General features: G+C 73.7%; 7 protein-coding genes. 1 reads left to right on the top strand and 6 read right to left on the bottom strand.

The genetic code is table 11. From position 1 onward, the window contains the following. Positions 1 to 1,914: condensation domain-containing protein (locus tag AB0P03_RS36095; RefSeq protein WP_363582484.1), on the bottom strand; the 1,914-nt coding region annotated here is incomplete at its 3' end. Positions 1,915 to 2,017: 103 nt separating this feature from the next. Beyond that, entirely contained in the window at positions 2,018 to 3,055 is a 1,038-nt protein-coding gene (gene sbnA / locus AB0P03_RS36090) for a 2,3-diaminopropionate biosynthesis protein SbnA (protein ID WP_363582482.1), read from the bottom strand. A 221-nt stretch (positions 3,056 to 3,276) separates the two neighbouring features. On the opposite strand from sbnA, the gene AB0P03_RS36085 reads away from it, so the two are divergent. After that, positions 3,277 to 10,446, top strand: a complete 7,170-nt coding sequence (locus tag AB0P03_RS36085) for an amino acid adenylation domain-containing protein (RefSeq protein ID WP_363582480.1) — start codon at positions 3,277 to 3,279, stop codon at positions 10,444 to 10,446. Positions 10,447 to 10,560: 114 nt separating this feature from the next. On the opposite strand, the gene AB0P03_RS36080 is transcribed toward AB0P03_RS36085, so the two are convergent. From AB0P03_RS36080 to AB0P03_RS36065, 4 genes are all read right to left on the bottom strand, one after another. Beyond that, positions 10,561 to 11,319: an AfsR/SARP family transcriptional regulator gene (locus AB0P03_RS36080; protein WP_363582478.1), complete on the bottom strand. Its 759-nt coding sequence runs from the start codon at positions 11,317 to 11,319 to the stop codon at positions 10,561 to 10,563. A 136-nt stretch (positions 11,320 to 11,455) separates the two neighbouring features. Next, the gene (locus tag AB0P03_RS36075; protein WP_107453059.1) at positions 11,456 to 11,746 is read right to left on the bottom strand and encodes a helix-turn-helix transcriptional regulator; all 291 of its coding nucleotides are present in this window, start codon (positions 11,744 to 11,746) and stop codon (positions 11,456 to 11,458) included. A 258-nt stretch (positions 11,747 to 12,004) separates the two neighbouring features. Then, a complete protein-coding gene (locus tag AB0P03_RS36070) occupies positions 12,005 to 14,230 on the bottom strand; it encodes an MMPL family transporter (protein WP_363582476.1) in 2,226 nt (741 codons plus the stop codon). 154 nt (positions 14,231 to 14,384) lie between these two features. Then, entirely contained in the window at positions 14,385 to 14,960 is a 576-nt protein-coding gene (locus tag AB0P03_RS36065; RefSeq protein ID WP_363582474.1) for a 4'-phosphopantetheinyl transferase superfamily protein, read from the bottom strand. Positions 14,961 to 15,147: the final 187 nt, after the last annotated feature.

Genomic DNA, 15,147 nt, shown 5'->3' with positions numbered 1-15,147 from the left:
GGCCCAGAGGTGGTTCATCATGCCGGAGCGCTGGACCATCGCGCCCTTGGGCTTGCCGGTGGAGCCGGAGGTGAACATCACGTACGCCAGGTCCAATTCACCTCCGACAGAGGTGAGTTCGGCGCCGCTGCTGGAGTCGGACGGGTCGGTCAGCGGCAGGGCGGTGGCCGCCCCGGCGGTGAGCTCGGCGGCCTGCGCCTCGTACCCGGCGCCGACCAGCAGGTGGCGGGCGCCGCCGTCCTCCAGCAGCCCGGTGTTGCGGGCGGCCGGGGCGGCCGGGTCGAGCGGCAGGTAGGCGCCGCCGGCGGCCTGGACGGCCAGCACGCCGGTGACGAAGGGGACGCCGGGCTCGGCGAACATCGCGACCACCGAACCGGTGCCGACCCCGGAGGCGGTCAGCCGGGCGGCCAGGCCCGCCGCGCGGGCGACCAGTTCGCGGTAGTCGATCCGCTCGGCGCCGTCGGCCACGGCCACCGCGTCGGGCGTACCGGCCGCGACGGCGCGGACCCGCTCGACCAGGCCCTGGTCGGCGGCGGTGGCCGGATCCCAGGCGCCGAGCAGCCCGAGCGGTTCGCCGGTCGCGCCCAGGCCCACCTGGCCGAGCGGACGGTCCGCGGGCATGGTGGCGAGGGCGCCGAGGAAGGTCTCGAACCGGGCGAGGTGGGTGGCGAGTTCGGCCGGCTCGTACAGCTCGGGGTTGCCGTCGAGGTGGATCTCGACGGTGCCGTCGTCCGCGTTCAGGACCGTCATGATCAGGTCCTTGACGATGCCGGTGGACAGGTTGACCACGACCCCGCGGCAGTCGCCGAAGGCCAGTTCGGGGTCCTGGTTGAGCACGTTGATGAACGGGCCGAAGGCGCGCTGGTCGTCGATCCGCAGGCCGATGTCGCGGCGGACCCTGTCCCCGCGGTAGCGCTGGTGCTTCAGCGTGCCGGCGACCTCGACCCAGGCCGCGCGCAGCAGTTCGGTGCGGGTCATCTCCGGGCGCACCCGGACGGCCAGCGGCAGGTAGTTGGCGAGCATGCCGGGGATCTCGCGGCTGACCGCGCCGACCCGGCCGGTGACCGGCAGGGTGAGCAGCGGCGCCGGGACCCCGGTGACGCGCTGGGTGTAGGCGGCCATCGCGGCGACCATCAGGACCGGCATGGTGACCTTGCCGTCCTGGGCGAGGGCGTGCAGCGCGGCCGTGGTCGCGGGGGAGAGCCGGGCGGTCTCGCGCAGCGCGACCCGGCCGGGGGCCGGCTCCTGCTCGGAGAGCGAGACCAGCTCGGGCACCGCGCCGTGCCGGTCGGAGGTGAGGCGGTCCGTCCAGTAGGCGCGGTCCTTCTCGACCATCGACGAGTCGAGGTACTTGCGCTCGGCGTCCAGCAGCCGGTGGAAGGCCGGCATGGCGTCGGCGTCCAGCTCGGCCGGGCCCTCGCCGGCGGCCAGCCGGGTGTAGGCGCTGGACAGCTTGGGGTAGAGCAGCGAGCGGCTGAAGCCGTCCGCGAGGATGTGGTGCATGCACAGGTAGAGCAGGTGGTGCTCCGGGGCCAGCTTGATCAGCGCGCCGCGGAACAGCGGGAAGTCGGTGACCTTCATCGGGTCGGCGTGGTCGGCCCGCATCCACCGCTCGGCGGCCTCCGACGGCTCCGCCTCGCCGCTGAAGTCCAGCGTCTTGAGCGGGAGCTGGGCGAGCGGGCGGATGATCTGGCCGGGGGCGCCGTCCTCCTCGACGAACTGCACCCGCAGTCCCTCGGCCTCGTGGCCGAGGCGTTGCAGCGCCCGTCCGAGCAGCTCGGCGTCGAGCGGTCCGCGCAGATCGATGTAGTCCGCCATGTTGTAGGCCAGCGGCCCGGCGGCGAACTGCTCGTCGAACCAGATCTCGGCCTGTGCCGCGGTGAGCGGAAGGACAGCGTTCCGGTTTGTCGTCACTGCTTTGCTCTCCGTCATTCTCAGCCTCAGCCCCGCCTTGAAAACTCTCGACCCTCTGACCCCGCAGGCCCCGGCCCCGCAGGCCCCGACCCCGCCGGTCCGGTCAGCCGGACACCGTCTGGAGCCCGGCGGCGACGCCCGCCCCGAGGCCCCGGTGCTCGACCCCGGGCAGCAGGCCCTCCGGGCCGACCGAACCGCGCACCCACTCGTCGTGGTAGATGGTGTCCATGTAGCGCTCGCCCAGGTCCGGCGAGATGGTCACGGCGGTCACCCGCTCGCGCACGCCGCCCGCGCCGTCGCCGTAGTGCTCGTTCAGCCAGCGCAGCGCGCCGCTGACGGCCGTCCCGGTGGAGCCGCCGAACAGGAAGCCGCCGCGCATCAGTTCGCGGCAGGTCCGGACGGTGTCGGTCTCCTCGACGTGGACCGCCCGCTCCACCAGCGACTCGTCCAGCAGCGCGGGCCGCACGCTGGTGCCCAGGCCCGGGATGTGCCGGGTGGCCGGCGGGGCGCCGAAGGTGACCGAGCCGACGCTGTCGACCGGGACGACCCGCACCGAGGGGCGCCGCTCGCGGAAGTACCGGGCGCAGCCCATCAGCGTGCCGGTCGTGCCCGCGCCGATGAACAGCACGTTCAGGTCCGGGAACTGGCGGGCGATGGCCGGCGCGGTGGTCCGGTAGTGCGCCATCCAGTTGCCCGGGCTCAGGTACTGGTTGAGCCAGACCCGCTTCTCGTCGGCGGCGAGCAGCGCCTTGACGTGGCGGATCCGCGCACCGAGGAAGCCCTCGGTCTCGTGCGGCTCGGTGATCAGGTGCACCTCGGCGCCGTACGACTCCATGGTGCGGCGGGTGACCTCGTTGCAACGAGAGTCGGTGACGCAGATGAACTTGTAGCCGCGGCTGGCGGCGAGCACGCTCAGGGCGACGCCCATGTTCCCGGACGAGGATTCCACCAGGGTCGAGCCGGGGCCGAGGACGCCCGCCGCCTCGGCCTGCGCGACCATTTCCCGGGCCGCTTTCAGCTTGATGGACCCGGCGAAGTTGAACCCTTCGACTTTCAGGAAGAGACGGTGCCCGAAGAACGGCTGCAGATTCACGAAGAGGTCGCTGACCTCGAATTCGTGCGACGCGGAAATGACCGGCACTGGAGACTCCTGGCCTTCGGTAACGAATTAGCCTCGGCGGCAAGCCTCCCGCCGGGCGCTGACGAGGGGCTGACGGACTGCTGACGGGGTCGGCGACCAGGGTTTCGGACCCGCCCGGAGGCGCGCGTCAGCCGTCCGTCAGTTGCCGGTCAGTTGCTCGTCAGCGCCATCGGAAAGCGTTTGTTATTCCGCACTTGCAGGCCTTCCACGAGGAGCCCGGTTTGAATCGGCCGTCCGCCATCAGTGAAGTCCTTCCGCTCTCGCCGCTGCAACAGGGACTGCTCTTTCTCTCGGAGTACGACCGTGAGGGGACGGACGTCTACACCATTCAGCTGGTCCTCGACCTGGACGAGCTGACCGACGCCGATGCCGCCGCGCTGCGCACCGCGGCGGGCCTGCTCCTGGAACGGCACCCCAACCTGAAGGCCTGCTTCCGGCACCGCAGGAACGGCGAGGCGATCCAGGTGATCCCCACGTCGGTCGAACTGCCGTGGCGCGAGGTCGCGGTGGCGGTCGGCGCGGCCGGGCCGGAGGCGGAGTTCGACCGGCTCGCCGAGGAGGACCGGCTGCGCCGCTTCGACCTCGCCCGCCCGCCGCTCCAGCGGCTCACCCTGGCCCGCGCCGAGGGCGGGCGCTGCCGGCTGGTCTGGACCGTCCACCACATCCTGGTGGACGGCTGGTCGATGGTCTCGCTGATCGGCGAACTCGCCGCGCTCGCCGAGGAGCTGAAGGCCGGCGGCGCCCCCGCCAGGCAGCCGCAGGCCGGCGCGGCCCGCTACCAGGCGCACCTGGCCTGGCTGGGCGCGCAGGACAAGGAGGCCGCCCGGCAGGCCTGGACCGCCGCCCTGGCCGGGGTCGTCGACCCGACCCGGCTGGTGCCGGCCGGCCGCGACCGGGCCGCCGGCGCGGCCGCGCTGCCGCAGGCCGTCCCGCTGGAGCTGACCCCCGAGGTCTCCGCCGCGCTGACCGGCTTCGCCCGCTCGCGCGGCCTGACCGTCAACGCGGTGGTGCAGGGCTGCTGGGCGCTGCTGCTGTCCCGGCTGACCGGCCAGGACACCGTGCTGTTCGGCGCGGTCACCTCCGGCCGGCCGGCCGAGGTCCCGGACGTCGAGCGGATGGTGGGCCTGTTCGCCAACACGCTCCCGGTCCGGGTGGACGTCGACCCGGCCCGCACCCCGGCCGAGCTCTTCGCCGACGTGCAGCGGTCGCAGACCGCGCTGCTGGCGCACGAGCACCTGACCCTGGCGGAGGTCCAGCAGCTCACCGCCGTGCGCGGCGAACTCTTCGACACCGCCCTGATGTTCCAGAACTACCCGATGGGCGGCCTGCCGCTGGTCACCGGCACCGGCCCCCGGGTGACCGGCGCCGACGTCCGCTCCGCCACCCACTTCCCGGTCACCCTCACGGTCTTCCCCGGCACCCCGTTCGGCCTGGCCGTCAACCACGTGCCCGCGCTGGTCACCCGGGCCGAGGCCGAACTGGTCGGGCGGCGCTTCGCCCGGCTGCTGGCCGCCGCCGTCGCCCGGCCCGACGAGCCGTGCGGCCGGCTGGACGTCCTGGACGAGGCCGAGCGCGCCGAGATCACCGAGGCCCGCAACGCCACCGGGGCGCCGCTGCCCGGCGACTGGCTGGCCCCGCTGCTGGCCGCCCGGGCCGCCCGCACCCCGGACGCGCCCGCCGTGCGCTGCGGCGAGGAGCGCCTGACCTACCGCGAACTGCACGCCCGCGCCGACGCGCTGGCGCACGCCCTGCACGCCGCCGGGGCCGGCCCGGAGCAGGTGGTGGCGATCGCGCTGGACCGCTCCTGCGACCTGGTGGTGGCCGCCCTGGCCGTCCTCAAGTCCGGCGCGGCCTACCTGCCGCTGGACCCGGACTACCCGGCCGACCGGCTGCGCTACATGCTCGCCGACGCCGCCCCGGTGGTCACCCTCACCCACCGCCGGGTGCGCGAACTCCTCGCCGCCGAAGCCGCCGTAGCCGCCGAAGGCGAGATGAGCACCGGCGAGCTGTGGGTGCTGGACGGCCCGGACGCCGCGACCGGTGCGCCCGGGCAGCGCGTACCGGGCACGGCCCCGCGCGCCGACCACCCCGCGTACGTGATCTACACCTCGGGCTCCACCGGCCGCCCCAAGGGAGTCGTGGTGCCGCACCGGGCGCTGGTCAACCTGGTCGAGGACATGGTCGCCCGCTTCGAAGTGACCACCGAGGACCGCTTCCTCGCCGTCACCACCTTCGGCTTCGACATCGCCAACCTGGAGCTGTTCGTCCCGCTCGCCGCCGGCGCCGAACTGCTGGTCGCCGACCGCGAGACGGTCCGCGACCCGGCCGCCCTGGCGGACGCCGTCACCGGCCTGGACGCCACCCTGCTACAGGCCACCCCTAGCCTCTGGCAGTCGCTCGCCGCCGACCACGCCCCCCGGCTGGCCGGCCTGCGCGCCCTGGTCGGCGGCGAGGCGCTGCCCGAGCCGCTGGCCCGCACCCTCACCGCGCACTGCGCGTCCGTGACCAACGTGTACGGCCCGACCGAGACCACCATCTGGTCCACCGCCGCGCCGCTGACCGCCGCCGAGGCCGGGCCGCCGCCGATCGGCGGCCCGATCGCCAACACCCGGGTGTACGTCCTGGACGGCGCGCTGCGCCCCGTCCCCGACGGCACCTTCGGCGACCTCTACCTCGCCGGCACCGGCCTGGCCCGCGGCTACCTGGGCCGCCCCGGCCTGAGCGCCGAGCGCTTCGTCGCCGACCCGTACGGCCCGAGCGGCGCGCGGATGTACCGCACCGGCGACATCGTCCGCTGGGACGCCGCCGGCACCGCCCTGGAGTACGCGGGGCGCAGCGACCACCAGGTGAAGATCCGTGGCTACCGCATCGAGCTCGGCGAGATCGAGTCCGTGCTCGCGGCGCAGCCCGGAGTGACGCGGGCCGTCGTCACGGCCCGCACCGACCGGGCGGGGGACGCCCGCCTGGTCGCCTATGTCGTACCGGCAGGGATCGACCGCGACCGCTTGCGGGAGCGGGCGTCATCGGTGCTGCCCACGCACATGATCCCTGCCGTGTACGTTCCCCTGGACGACCTGCCGCTGACCCCCAACGGCAAGGTCGACCGCAAGGCCCTGCCCGCCCCGCCGGACGAGCGGGCGGGCACCGGACGCGAGCCCGCGGGGGAGCGCGAGGAACTGCTCTGCGCGGTCTTCGCGGAGGCCCTCGGGCTCGACCGGGTCGGCGCCGACGACGACTTCTTCGAACTCGGCGGCCACTCGCTGTCCGCGACCAGGGTCGCCAACCGGCTGCGTGCCGCGCTCGGCGTGGACGTCCCGGTGCGGACCCTGTTCGACGCCCGGACGGCCGAGGCGCTGGCCCGCGCCCTCGACCCGGACGCGGCGGCGGTCGCCGAGGCGGCGGAGCCGGCCCCCCGGCGCCCCGCGCTGCGCGCCGTCCCGAACCGGCCGTCCTCGGTGCCGCTCTCGCACGCCCAGGAGCGGCTCTGGTTCCTGGACAAGATGGACGGGCCCACCGGCAGCTACAACATCCCGCTGGCGGTCCGCCTCACCGGCCCGCTGGACGCCGCCGCGCTGGCCGCCGCCGTCCGGGACGTGGTGGCCCGGCACGAGAGCCTGCGCACCGTCTTCGCCGAGGCCGACGGGCTGCCGTCGCAACTGGTGCTCTCCGCCGAGGAGGCGGAGCGGGCCGGCGCCCCGCTGGTCGTCGTGGACCTCTCCGGGGCGGCGCCGGGCGCGCTGGAGGCGGCGCTGGCCGCCGAGGCCGTCCACCCCTTCGAGCTGTCCGCCCAGGTGCCGCTGCGGGCCCGGCTGTTCACCCTCGGCCGGGACAGCCACGCGCTGGCCCTGACGGTGCACCACATCGCCGCCGACGGCTGGTCGCTCGGCCCGCTCGCCCGCGACCTCTCCGACGCCTACCGGGCCCGGCTGGACGGCGCCGGGCCGCGCTGGGCGCCGCTGCCGGTGCAGTACGCCGACCACGCGCTCTGGCAGCGCGAACTGCTCGGCTCCAAGGACGACCCGGACAGCCTGGCCAGCGCCGAACTCGCGCACTGGCGCGAGGCGCTGGCGGGCATCCCGGAGGAGCTGGACCTGCCCACCGACTTCCCCCGCCCGGCCCGCGCCGGGCACCGCGGCGCCGAGGTCGAGTGCACGGTGCCCGCCGAGACCCACGCCCGGCTCGCCGAACTCGCCCGGCGCGGCGGCGCGAGCCTGTTCATGGCCGTCCAGGCGGGCCTGGCCGCACTGCTCACCCGGCTGGGCGCGGGCACCGACATCCCGCTCGGCAGCCCGGTGGCCGGGCGCACCGACGACGCGGTCCGCGACCTGGTCGGCTTCTTCGTCAACACCGTGGTGCTGCGCACCGACACCTCGGGCGACCCGGCGTTCACCGCCCTGCTCGGGCGGGTCCGGGAGACCGACCTGACCGCCTACGGGCACGCCGAACTGCCCTTCGAGCACCTGGTGGAGGAGCTCAACCCGGTCCGCTCGATGGGCCGGCAGCCGCTCTTCCAGGTGATCCTGGCCTTCGAGAACAGTTCCGACCCGCTGCCCGAGATGCCCGGCCTGAGCGCCGAGGTGCTGCCGATCGGCAGCACGACGGCCAAGTTCGACCTGTCCTTCCAGGTGCTGGAGCGGACCGGTCCGGACGGCGCCCCGGCCGGTCTGGACATCCGCCTGGAGTACCGCGAGGACCTGTTCACCGGGGCGACGGCGGCCCGCCTCGCCCGGGCCCTGGCCACCCTGCTCGACTCCGCAGCCCGCACCCCCGACGCGCCGCTCAGCGCCCTCGACCTGCTCACCGCCGAGGAGCGCCGCGTCCTGCTGGAGGAGTGGGCCGGCCCGACCGCCCCGTTCACCCCGGTCACCCTGACCGCCCTGTTCGAGGGCCTGGCGGCCGCCGACCCGGACCACCCCGCGCTGATCGGCCCGGACGGCGTGCCGGCCGGCCCGGCGACGATGCGGCTGTCCTACGCGGCGCTCAACGAGCGGGCCAACCGGCTCGCCCACCTGCTGCTGGAGCGCGGGGTCGGGCCGGGCGACGTGGTCGCGCTGGCGATGCCGCGCTCCGCGCCGCTGGTGGTCGCGCTGCTGGCGGTGCTCAAGACCGGCGCCGCCTACCTGCCGGTCGACCCGCAGTACCCGGCCGAGCGGATCGCCTACATGCTCGACGACGCGGCGCCCGCCCAGGTGCTGACCGTCGAGGCGGTCGCCGACCGGATCCCGGGGCTGCCCGAGGGTGTCGTCCCGCTGGTCCTGGACTCCCTGCGCACCCGGTCCGACCTGACCGGCCGGCCCGACCGCAACCCCGTCGACGCCGACCGCACCCGGCCGCTCCTCCCGCAGGACGTCGCCTACGTGATCTACACCTCGGGCTCCACCGGCCGCCCCAAGGGCGTCGCGGTGCCGCACCTGGGGGCGGCCAACCTGGCCGCCAACCACCAGGCGCGGATGGGCGCGGGGCCGGACACCCGGGTGCTCCAGTTCGCCTCGTTCAGCTTCGACGCCACCGTCTGGGAGCTCGGCGTCTCGCTGTACTCGGGCGGCACCCTGGTGGTCGCCACCGACGAGAGCCGGGTCTCCGGCGAGGTGCTGGGCGCGCTGCTCGCCGAGCACCAGGTCAACCACGTGGTGCTGCCGCCCACCGTGGTGGCCGGCCTGCCCGAGGACGTGGTGCTGCCCGAGGGCCTGCACCTGCTGGTCGGCGGCGAGGCCTGCTCGGCCGCGCTGGTCGACCGGTTCGCCCCGCTGACCGAGTTCCGCAACGCCTACGGCCCGACCGAGGCCTCGGTCTGCGCCACCTGGAGCGACCCGCTGCGCGCCGGCGGCGGCCGCCCGCCGATCGGCCGCCCGCTGGACAACCACCGGCTGTACGTCCTGGACGACGCCCTCGCGCCCGCGCCGGTCGGCGTCACCGGCGAGCTGTACATCGCCGGCACCGGCCTGGCGCACGGCTACCTGCGCCGCCCGGTCACCACCGCCGAGCGCTTCGTCGCCGACCCGTACGGTCCGGCCGGCACCCGGATGTACCGCACCGGCGACCTGGCCCGCTGGCGGGCCGACGGCACGCTCGACTACGTCGGCCGGGTGGACCACCAGGTGAAGCTGCGCGGCTTCCGGATCGAGCTCGGCGAGATCGAGGCCGCGCTGGTGCGCCACCCGGTGGTCGTGCAGGCCGCGGTGCAGGTCGCGCCCTCGCCCACCGGCGTGCCCCAGCTGACCGGGTACGTGGTGCCGCTGCCCGGCGTCGCCGCCGTCGACGTGCCGGTGCTGCGCGCGTTCGTCGCCGAGTCGCTGCCCGCGCACATGGTGCCCGCGGCGCTGGTGACGCTGTCCGCGCTGCCGCTGACCGCGAACGGCAAGCTCGACACCCGCGCCCTGCCGGCGCCCGGTGCCGCGCCCGCCGCCGCGCAGACCCCGGTGCGGCGCCCGGGCACGCCGGCCGAGGAGGTCATCGCCGGGGTCTTCGGCGAGATCCTCGGCCTCGACCAGGTCGGCGCCGACGGGGACTTCTTCGACCTCGGCGGCGACAGCCTGCGCTCGGTGCAGATCGTCAGCCGGGCCGCGAAGGCCGGGCTCACGCTCTCGCTGGCCGACGTCTTCACCCACAAGACGGTGGCGGCCCTCGCCGCCGCCGCCCGGCCCGCCACCTCGCAGCGGCTCCCCGCGACGGTGCTGGAGCCGGTGCTGCCGATCCGGCCGGGCGGCACCGCCGAGCCGCTGTTCTGCGTGCACGGCGGGGTCGGCTTCGGCCTGCCGTACGCGGAGCTGGCCCCGCACCTCGACCCGGCCCGGCCGGTGTACGCGCTGCAGTCCGACGGCGTCGCCGCGCCCGAGGGGGAGTGGGAACGGCCGCAGGGCGTACGGGAGCTGGCGGCCACGTACCTGGCGAGGATCCGCCGGGTGCAGCCGCACGGCCCGTACCACCTGCTGGGCTGGTCCTTCGGCGGGTTGGTCGCGCACGAGATGGCGGTGCAGCTCCAGGCGGCGGGCGAGCGGGTGGCCTTCCTGGCGGCGTTGGACGTCTTCCCGGTGCTGCCGGGCGACCACAACCCGACCGACGAGGAGATCCGCGGGGCCTTCCTCGCCCACCACGCCACCGGGGCGGGCATCGACGACGGGGAGCTGCGCCGGCTGATGGCGGTGATGCGCCACCACACGGACATCGCCCGGGAGTTCACCCCCGGCCGGTTCGACGGCTCGCTGCTGCTGTTCGCCGCTGCCGACGAGGTGCAGGGCGCCCCCGCCGCCGAGCTCGCCGACCGCTGGCGCGCGCACCTGACCGGCGCGCTGACGGTGTACGACGTCGCCTGCGGCCACGAGGAGATGCTCGGCCGGGAGGCGGCCGGCCGGATCGGCGCGGTGGCCGACGCCGCGCTGCGCCGGTCCTGAACGACCGGACGGCCGGGCCCGGAATCCGGGCCCGGCCGTCACGGGGCCGCCGGCGGCGCCCCAGGAGGGGAGCCGCCGGCGTGCCGGGGCGAACTGCCCTCGCCCCGACGGGACTTACAGCGAGGGGTCCTGCATCAGGATCGCCTGATAGAGGTGGTGGAGACGACGACTCGGTTTGAGCCCCAACTCGTCGTCGAGCCACTTCCGGGTGCGGTGGAAGATGTCGACGGCCTCCGACTGCCGGCCGCACCGGTAGAGGGCGATCATCAACTGCTCGCTGAACCGCTCGCGTTCCGGGTACTGGGCGAGCAACTGCTTCAGCTCGGCCACCACCGCCCCCGCCTCGCCCGCTTGCAGCTGCGCCGAGATGAGGTCCTCCCGCGCGGTCTTGCGCTGCTCGTCCAGACGCAGCGCGACGGCCCGGCACCAGGGCCCGTCGCTCGTGTCGAGCAGGGCCGGTCCGCGCCACATCGCGAGCGACTTGCGGAGCGTGTCCATCGCTTCGTACGGCCGGTCGCTGACCAGCCCCGCGCCTTTCTCCGCCGTCCGCAGGAATCGGTACGCGTCGACCGCGTCCTCCGAGACGTTGAGCATGTAACCGTTGTCAACCGTGCGGATGAGTTCCTGGTCCGGCCCCTCCAGACCAAGTTCCGCCAACGACTTGCGCATGCGTTTGACATTGGCCTGCAAGGCGTTGCGCGCGTTCTTGAGCGGCGCTTCCCCCCACAGCTCGTCGATCAGTTCGTCGAACGCGACCACCTGGCCGGCGTTGAGCGCCAGCATGGTGAGCATCACGCGATTCTTCTTCGCCCGTAGACCTACGGTGCGCTGACCGTCGCCGATCAATAGTGGGCCTAATATGGAGATGTACACCAAATTCCCCGTCCCTAGCGGTGAACTCCAGCCACAAGCCTTTCTCCTGTGACCTCGGCCCGGCCACCGCCAACAGTGGTCGACGTGTTTGGGGTGGCCTGACAAAGGGGAAAAGCCTGGGTATCATTCGCGCTGGTCAAGTATCGGACACGCCTGGGTCGTCCGGCCATGTACCTTCGTACATGAGTTGATGAACCTGCGCCACCAACCCCACCTGAAGCCGCGACTCCACTCCCAGTTTCGCGAGGATGTTGGCGACGTGCGCCTTCACCGTGCGCTCCGTGACGTGCAGTCGGGCGGCGATGCCGCGGTTGGAGTGTCCGGCACCGATCAGGTCGAAGACCTGCCGTTCCCGTCCGGACAGCGTCCCGACCCGGGTGAGTTCGTTGCGCCAGCGCGCCGAGGCGAGGCTGCCGTCACTGTGCATGGCCACCCCCCTGACCGCCCCCTGCTTCCCCGTGGTGCGTCCGGCGGCAGTTGCGCCCCCCCGTCACCGGGAAGGTCGTTCACGTGCCGACGAACGCGCATGCGATTCTACAACTCCCGTAACAAACCACCACGGGACAGTCGGCGTCAAACCCCTTGCCACGACTGGTTGTGGCCGGTGCCTGCACGAAACGCACACGAAAAGGGCCGGGGAAGGGGCTAAGCCCTTCCCCGGCCGTCGAGTTGGACGGGTCCCGTGTTACGGGAGGGTCGTGCGCGCCGCCGAGGCCGCCGCCGCCGCGGCCACGATGGCCGGCATCCGCGGGGTCCGGGTCGTGGTCTGGCGCGCGAGCCGCGAGGGCCAGAAGGTCTTCCAGCCGAGCAGGGTGACCACGGCCGGCAGGACGACGATCCGGATCACCGTCGCGTCGAGCAGCACCGCGCAGGCCATGCCCACCCCCATCTGCTTCATCTCGATGAAGTTCAGCGAGGCCAGCAGGGCGAACACGCAGACCATCACCACCGCGGCGCTGGTCACCACGCCCGCCGTGCGGGTGATGCCCTGCTCGACCGCCTCCTTCACGGAGAGCCCGCCGCGCGCCGCCTCCCGGATCCGGCTGACCACGAAGACGTGGTAGTCCATCGACAGGCCGAGCAGGATCACGAAGAGCATCAGCGGCAGCCAGGCCACCACCCGGCCGGTGGACTCGAAGTGCAGCAGGTCCTCCGCCCAGGTGTGCTGGAAGATCAGCGCGAGCAGGCCGAAGGAGGCCGCCGCGGACAGCAGGTTGAGCACCACGGTGATCAGCGCGAGCATCACCGAGCGGAACGCGACGGTCATCACCAGGAAGGTCAGGACCAGGGCCACCCCGAGCACCCAGGGCATCTTGTGCATGACGTTCGCCCGGTAGTCGACGTCGAACGCGACGTCGCTGCCGCCGACCGCGAACTCGGCGCCCGCGACCGTGCCGAGGGTCTGCGGGGCGAGGTCCTGGCGCAGCCGGGCCAGCGAGGCGCGGGCCTGCGGGGAGCCGCTGTCGAAGTGGGTGCCGATCGCGATGGTGGCGACCGTGCCGTCGGGGGAGGTGCGGACGGTCGGCGCCGGGTTGTGCACGAAGAGGGCGTCCTGCGAGGCGCGTTCGACCAGCGCCTCCACCGCGCCGCCCAGTTCCGCCGTCCGGTCGGCCGGGACCTTCACCGCGACGGTGTGGGTGTCGGCCTGGCTCGGGAAGGAGTCGGTCAGCCGCTCGTTGGCCTGCATCGCCGGGATCGACCGGGGCAGGTCGTCGATCCCGGTGGCCTTGAGCTTCAGGCCGAGGGCGGGCAGCGCGAGGACGAGCAGCGCGCCGACTGAGAGCACCAGCGCGATCACCGGGTGGCGCAGGGCGGGCTTGAGCATGGTCGACCACAGCCGCGGCTTGACCCCGCCCTTCTGGGTGAGCCGCCACACCAGCGGGACCCGCGGCGCGTCCAGGTAGCGGCCGAACCGGGACAGCATGGCCGGCAGCACGGTCAGCGAGGAGGTGATCGCGATGGCGACCACCAGCACCGCACCGGTGGCCATCGACTCGAAGGCGATGTGCCCGGCGAGGTAGAGCGCCCCCATCGAGATCATGACGACCACGCCGGACACCAGCACCGAGTGCCCGGAGGTGGCGGCCGCGATCTCGATGGCGTCGATGTTGTTGGCGCCCAACGCCCGCTCCTCGCGCTGGCGCTTGAGGTAGAACAGCGAGTAGTCGACCCCGATGGCCATGCCCATCAGCACGATGACGTGCGTCACCGGCCCCGGGTCGGGCACCAGTTGGGAGGCCACCCCCCACAGGCCCAGCCCGGCGAGCACCGAGGACAGGCCGAGGACGACCGGGACGCTCGCGGCGACGATCGCGCCGAAGACGAAGACCATCACGAGCAGCGTCACCGGCAGGCTCAGCACGGTCGCCTTGCCGAGGTCCTTGCTCAGCATCTCGTTGAGCCCGGCCTTGATCGAGCCGGCGCCGACGAGTTCCATCCGCAGCTCGGTGTGCGACGCGTGGGTCCTCGCCACGGTGTCGATGAGCGGCTGCACCCGGTCGGCGGAGGTCTCCGGATCGCCGTCGAGGGTCACCGGGACGAGCAGGGCCGAGCCGTCCGGTGCGGGCACCGGGGCGTCGATCGAGCTGATGCCGGGGAGGGCCTTCAGGTCGCGGGTGGCGTCCGAGGCCGCGGACTGCGCCTGGACGGGGTCGAGCCGGCCGCCGCCCCACGGGGTGATGAGGACGTTCTCCACCGCGCGCTCCTGGAGGCCGCCGCTGCGGGCGATCGCGGCCGCCCGGCCGGACTGGCCGATGGCGAGGTCGGAGGTGGTGGCCTGCCGGGTGCCCGTGACGCCGCCGACCACGAGGGCCGCCACGACGAACGCCACCCAGAGCGCGATCGCCCACCAGGGGTGGACGGCGCTCCACCGAGCGGCCCTGGTGATCACGTTCCTGCCTTCCACGATCACGTTCCCCTCCTCAAAAGAAATGCCCGGATCAAGACACGGGCCTGACTTATGAGTCCGGCCGGTGCGGTGCGGCGTTCGCCTGCATCACTGAATCTAGTGACGCTTCGACGCATGATCACGGGTACAACTTCGACGATTGGAGGGGGAGTTTCTTCTACTTGACAGCCGACCCGAGAGGGCTGCCGCCGGATTCCCCGGGCGGAATTTGATACCACATCCGCCGGGACACGTTAAAGGGCCCGTCGCCGATCAGTGCGACGGACCCCGCGTATTCCTCGGGCAGCGGCAGGTCGGTGACTCTCCACGGCCCGGGCAACGGCCCGGAGCGTGCGTACACGGTGGCTTCCGGTCCGTCGTGGGCGACCGGGATCCCCATGCCCTGGGTGAGTCTGGCGCCCGAGGCCTTCACGCACGCCTCCTTCCTGGTCCACAGCCGGGTGAAGGCGTCGGGCCCGTCCCGGGCGACCAGCTCCCGTTCGTCCGGGGGGAAGAAGCGACCGGCCAGCCGGGCGGTGTCCAGCTCGGCACGGGCCAGCTCGACGTCCACGCCGACCGGCCGTGATGCCAGGGCGAGCAGGGCGATCTCGCCCGAGTGGGACAGGTTGAAGTGCAGGCCCGGCGCGTCCTCGACGGCCGGCTTCCCCCACGGGCCGCGGCTGAAGCGCAGCCCGGCCGGGTGGCGGCCGAGACGCTCGCCGAGGACGATCCGGGTGGCGGCGTGCGCGAGCACGAAGCGGCGCCGCAGCCCGGGCAGCTGTCCGCTCCGGGCGCGGGCCCGCTCCTGCTCGTCGAGCAGTTCCTCCAGGTGCGGCGGGTACCCGTCCGGGGCGCCCCGGACGGCCTCGCCGCCCGGCCGGTCCGGGTGCTCGCCACCGGTCAGCGGAATCTGCCAGATCTCGACCGTGTCCCGACCGACC

Source organism: Kitasatospora sp. NPDC088779 (assembly GCF_040685395.1).
Taxonomy (GTDB): Bacteria; Actinomycetota; Actinomycetes; order Streptomycetales; family Streptomycetaceae; genus Kitasatospora.
The sequence above is the reverse complement of the archived record's forward strand: the minus strand, read 5'-3'. Positions and strand labels throughout refer to the sequence as shown.

Coding starts and splice junctions, on each gene's coding strand:
- AB0P03_RS36075 (WP_107453059.1), bottom strand. CDS start 11,746: ATGCACAGTGACGGCAGCCTCGCCTCGGCGCGCTGGCGCAACGAACTC.